The organism is Dehalococcoidia bacterium (assembly GCA_028711995.1).
GTDB lineage: Bacteria > Chloroflexota > Dehalococcoidia > SZUA-161 > SpSt-899 > JAQTRE01.
The window spans coordinates 1-4,147 of sequence record JAQTRE010000190.1 but is presented as its reverse complement, the minus strand read 5'-3'; the positions used below and the strand labels follow the sequence as shown (position 1 = coordinate 4,147).

General features: G+C 51.0%; 2 protein-coding genes. One reads left to right on the top strand and one right to left on the bottom strand.

Annotation, left to right across the window (positions count from 1 at the left end):
• Positions 1-523: 523 nt before the first annotated feature.
• Positions 524-1,708, bottom strand: coding sequence for an IS110 family transposase (locus PHV74_15205; GenBank protein MDD5095701.1), 1,185 nt, complete (start codon positions 1,706-1,708; stop codon positions 524-526).
• A 470-nt stretch (positions 1,709-2,178) separates the two neighbouring features.
• Here PHV74_15205 and PHV74_15200 point away from each other — a divergent pair, with 470 nt between their 5' ends.
• Complete coding sequence (locus PHV74_15200; GenBank protein MDD5095700.1) at positions 2,179-2,616, top strand: hypothetical protein; 438 nt, start codon at positions 2,179-2,181, stop codon at positions 2,614-2,616.
• Positions 2,617-4,147: the final 1,531 nt, after the last annotated feature.

Here is a 4,147-nt window from a genome sequence, read left to right as displayed (position 1 = left end):
GTTCCCTTCTATGAGGGGCTCCTTGTCAAGCCCCTTGGTCTATTTCCGTCTTTGCTTTTACCGCCTCGACCTACGATCTATCCCAGCCTGAGCCCGTGGATCAATCAAGGGCGATCCCAAAGATCGGGCGGAGCCTTTACCTTGATTGAGTCGTGGGCGAAGGCCACGCTATCACCGGGGTCGAGGCATCTCGTTTCCTATTTCATTGGTCGATTGTGAAAAGACAGTTCGTTTCTTCGAGATAGGTCTCCGCGTGGGAACCAAAGTCTGGCTGGCAATACGTTGGCCGGTTTCATTGCGGGTCTAAGGGAGATACTGTCCCTGACCACCTTCTATCCGTGCTCGCCAGTCGGCGAGACACCAAATTCTGCATACGCCTGATGGCGACAGCGAAACCGCTGGTGAAGCTGCCCCATCTTTTTGACGGTAAGCTCCTGGAGTTACCCAGGGGACCAACGGGCATCTTCAACCAACGAGCTTTCATACTTTCGGTTCCTCTCGAATCTCCTTTTTCAGTCGGTCCCTATGTGAGACACTTCCCCTCTTTGAGCTGGGCGCCCTCGGGTACCTGACCAAACTTCACGTATTTCCAGAGCGCTATGAGCAATTTCCTGGCCACCCCTATGATCCCTATCCGCCGCATCCGTTTCCCGCCTTGAGCGAACCTCTCATTGAACCACACCGTAATCGCACTCTCCGGTTGGTATCGCAACCAATACCAGCCCAATTCCACCATGAGCCGCCGGATCCGCTTGTTTCCTGCTTTACTGATGCCCTGTTCTCGAACACTCCCGCCACTGTCGTATGGTGTCCCCACCAGGCCCGCCGCACTGGCTACCTCACGCCGGTTTCCAAAGTCCCGCCAGAGAAATTCGTAAATCAATGGCCACGCCGACCTCTCGCCAATGCCTCGCAGGCACGTCAGCCCCAGTACCATCTCAACCTTCTTCAGCGAGTTGGCCGAGGGCGATGCTTCCTCCTCTTTAGTTGCTTCAGCTACTTTGAGCATGTCCCTCTGTTGCCCACGTATCTCCCGAAGCTGCCGGTCTACCTCTTCCATCCGAGAAAACTCACGTTTGATCTCTGCCTTTAGCTGCGGGCTCAGCGGTGATCCGTCCCAGAGCCGAACATTCTCGAGTAGTTCGGGCAAATCCCGGTTCACCTTGGCTACAATCCCCTGGGTTACCAGGAGCGATTTTATGCGACTGCTGTGCGCCCCTCGCTCTTTCTGCAGCCGCTCTATCTCCCGATGAGTACGGCGCTCATCCTCGTCTTCCCGGCTGGGAACCCGAACCACGCTCCAGACGCCTTTCTCGCCTCGATCATGTCTGACAAGCATCGTGTACAGCTTCATGGCATCGATCCGGTCTGTCTTCGCCCGGCGTTTCCTTCGGTTCACCTCGATGCTCGATGAATCCACCACAATGTTCTGAATGCCTACCGAAAGCAGATATCGATGTATCCAAAATCCGTCCCGGCCGGCCTCATAGCAACTCACCACGTGTGCTTCCTGCGGAAGGCTGAATCTCTTCTTTGCCCTGGCAATTTCCTCAATCAAACGTTCCTGGTCTCTGGCCGGCATCTCAATAATTCTGGGATTCCCCCCACTCCCGAAAGCAAGTTTCCACGTCTTGTTCGCCAACTCAAAGGCCATGTACAAAACCTGCTCGTTTCCGGTATGTTGTTCCTGAAGGGTGGTCTGGGTCATGATTCCTCCTCTTGTTTGTTTTCTGCTTACCAAGAGGATATCTTAACCCGGGGGCCCCCTTCATAGTATCTTTTTGGATAGCAAAACCAGTTCCTCGGCTATACTAAAAAGAGCCTCCTCCCACTAACACATCGAACGACATACGAATGATCTCATAATTGAGCGGATGCACCCTTTAGTCTCGAAATACCCAAGCTTTGTGATGTTTCGATCACCAGGACGAGGCTGAATGGTTCGGAGAAATTAGTGGCGATTGCATCCTGTATCGCCCAAAGTCAAAAAAGGTTCCTTTTAAGCACAACCGGCTATCCTTCCTACTGAATTTAGCAAGATATTGTCATCATTTTGTGTGCTACTTTTATGTATACATAAATGGTATATTTACATTGTGATAATAATATGCTACTGTTAATGCAAAAGTAAATGACAACAGAATAGGATTGCATCAACCAAGCAAGGAGGTGGCTAACATGGATGACAAGAAGAAGGCGAAGCTCGAAAGATACTTGAGGAATGCCGACAGCTTCCTTTGGGGGGTCGGCCCCGCGGATCAGGCCGATAGTAAGAAGACAACGCAGGAAACGACATATGATTGGCTGAGGGGCAGGGGAATGGAATTCAAATCGGGTCCTTACCCATTCGTCCTTGAGCAGTTGCTTGCTGATCCCGGCATAGAGAAGCTGATCGAGGACGTCATAAAGCCAAGGGTGAAGGATCTGTTCGGCCCCAAGGTGCTGGACTATATGCGAGAATGCTGGATGGCAGGAACGGTGCCCGACTCGGCCATCCTGATTCGTTACAACCTCAAGAACGGAGAGCCGTTTTTCAAGCGGCAGTTGTTGCGAGGTGCAAAGTGGAAAGAATTGGCATGGGTTTGGTTTGAAGAGATAGAGGACTTTTCCGAATAGATAGGTTCAAAGTAAGATGCACAGGGTGGCTTCATGAGAGGCAAACGGGATTGCCGATCAGGACAAATAGCAGTAAGACTCCAGGAGTAATCCTATGGCCATATTAGTATCCGTCTAGGAGCAATCCCAGCAAAACAAGATGATCCACAAAACAACCTGCACAATGTTTTATCACATTTCGTCATCATGTTTCACTCGATCTGCATTGGAGTATGCTTCGACATTTGGTCATGAAGCGCATCGATCGCGACAGCCTGCTGCTCCTTTCCAAATTCATATCACCAGACAAAAGCCGCTTCCGCCTTCTGAACGATAGTCACTCGCTGAGACCTCCTGCGACCAAGATCGTTGAGATCCACGAGTAACAGCGGTGGCAGCATGCCCTATGGGTTTACTCCGGCTTTTCTGGCTTGGTTGGGGTCACTCGGCGAACAGTCCCACATCTGCCCCGCACCAAGGGAATTCCGATCTCAAAATTCCGGCTTTCTGGGTATTTCAAGCCGGGTGGAGTCCTGGCTACTTGGCTCGGTACTTTGCCAGGTTTCATTGGACATGCATGGATGATGTTCCAGGTCTGATGAGGTTGACCCAGACCCGAGTCGAGGAAATGCAATGATTAGATTCGGGAACTTCAGATGAAGAATTTCACTCAGAGGTCGTCAGATGAAGTTCGAGATCTACGAGTAACAGCGGTGGCAGCATGCCCTATGGGTTTCTCTGGCTTTTCTGGCTTGGTTGAGGTCACTCGGCGAACAATCCCACATCGGACCCGCACCGGCGGAATTTCGATCTCAAAATTCCGGCTTTCTGGGTATTTCAAGCCGGGTGGCGTTCTGGCTACTTGGCTTGGTACTTTGCCAGGTTTCATTGGACATTCATGGATGATCGTCCAGGTCTGATGATGTTGACCCAGACCCGAGTCAAGAAAATGCAGCGATGAGATTCGGGAACTTCAGATGAAGGATCCCACTCAGAGTTCGTCAGAGGAAGTTCAAGGTCCTGATTTCTGGGATACATCGGTGAGTTGTCCATTTCCTCAGCATTGGGCATTCCGGGCACTATTGAAACTGTCTTCTGACTCTACCCACCAAAGAATCCTGGTTCGGTGCTTCACGGGAGTTGATTATGGGAAAGGTGACGGCCGATCAGGATGAGTTGTGATCGCAATTATATATGGGCTCATTATAGTTGGCCGAATCTTGTTAGAAAACGAGAAAAAGCCGTAATAAGTCCATCTTCGCTGACGACGCCGTGATTCCGTCTGATCAGCCAGCATGGTCGGGGCATCCATCTGAGCCCCGACTTGTAGAGTCGCTTCATGGATATCGCCAAGAGGCTGCGCTGTCTTTGTCTGCTATGTGTTTTGACCTCTCGCTTTCAAGCAATAGTCGAAAGAGCATGTTGACTATTTGCGGTTCACCGCCACATCGGCGGAAGTATCAACTGAAATTCAAGGCTACGGGGATACTTCTTTCCTTCTCTCTGACCCCATGTCGATCCACGCTAGTGAGACATTCTATACGAAAGTCTC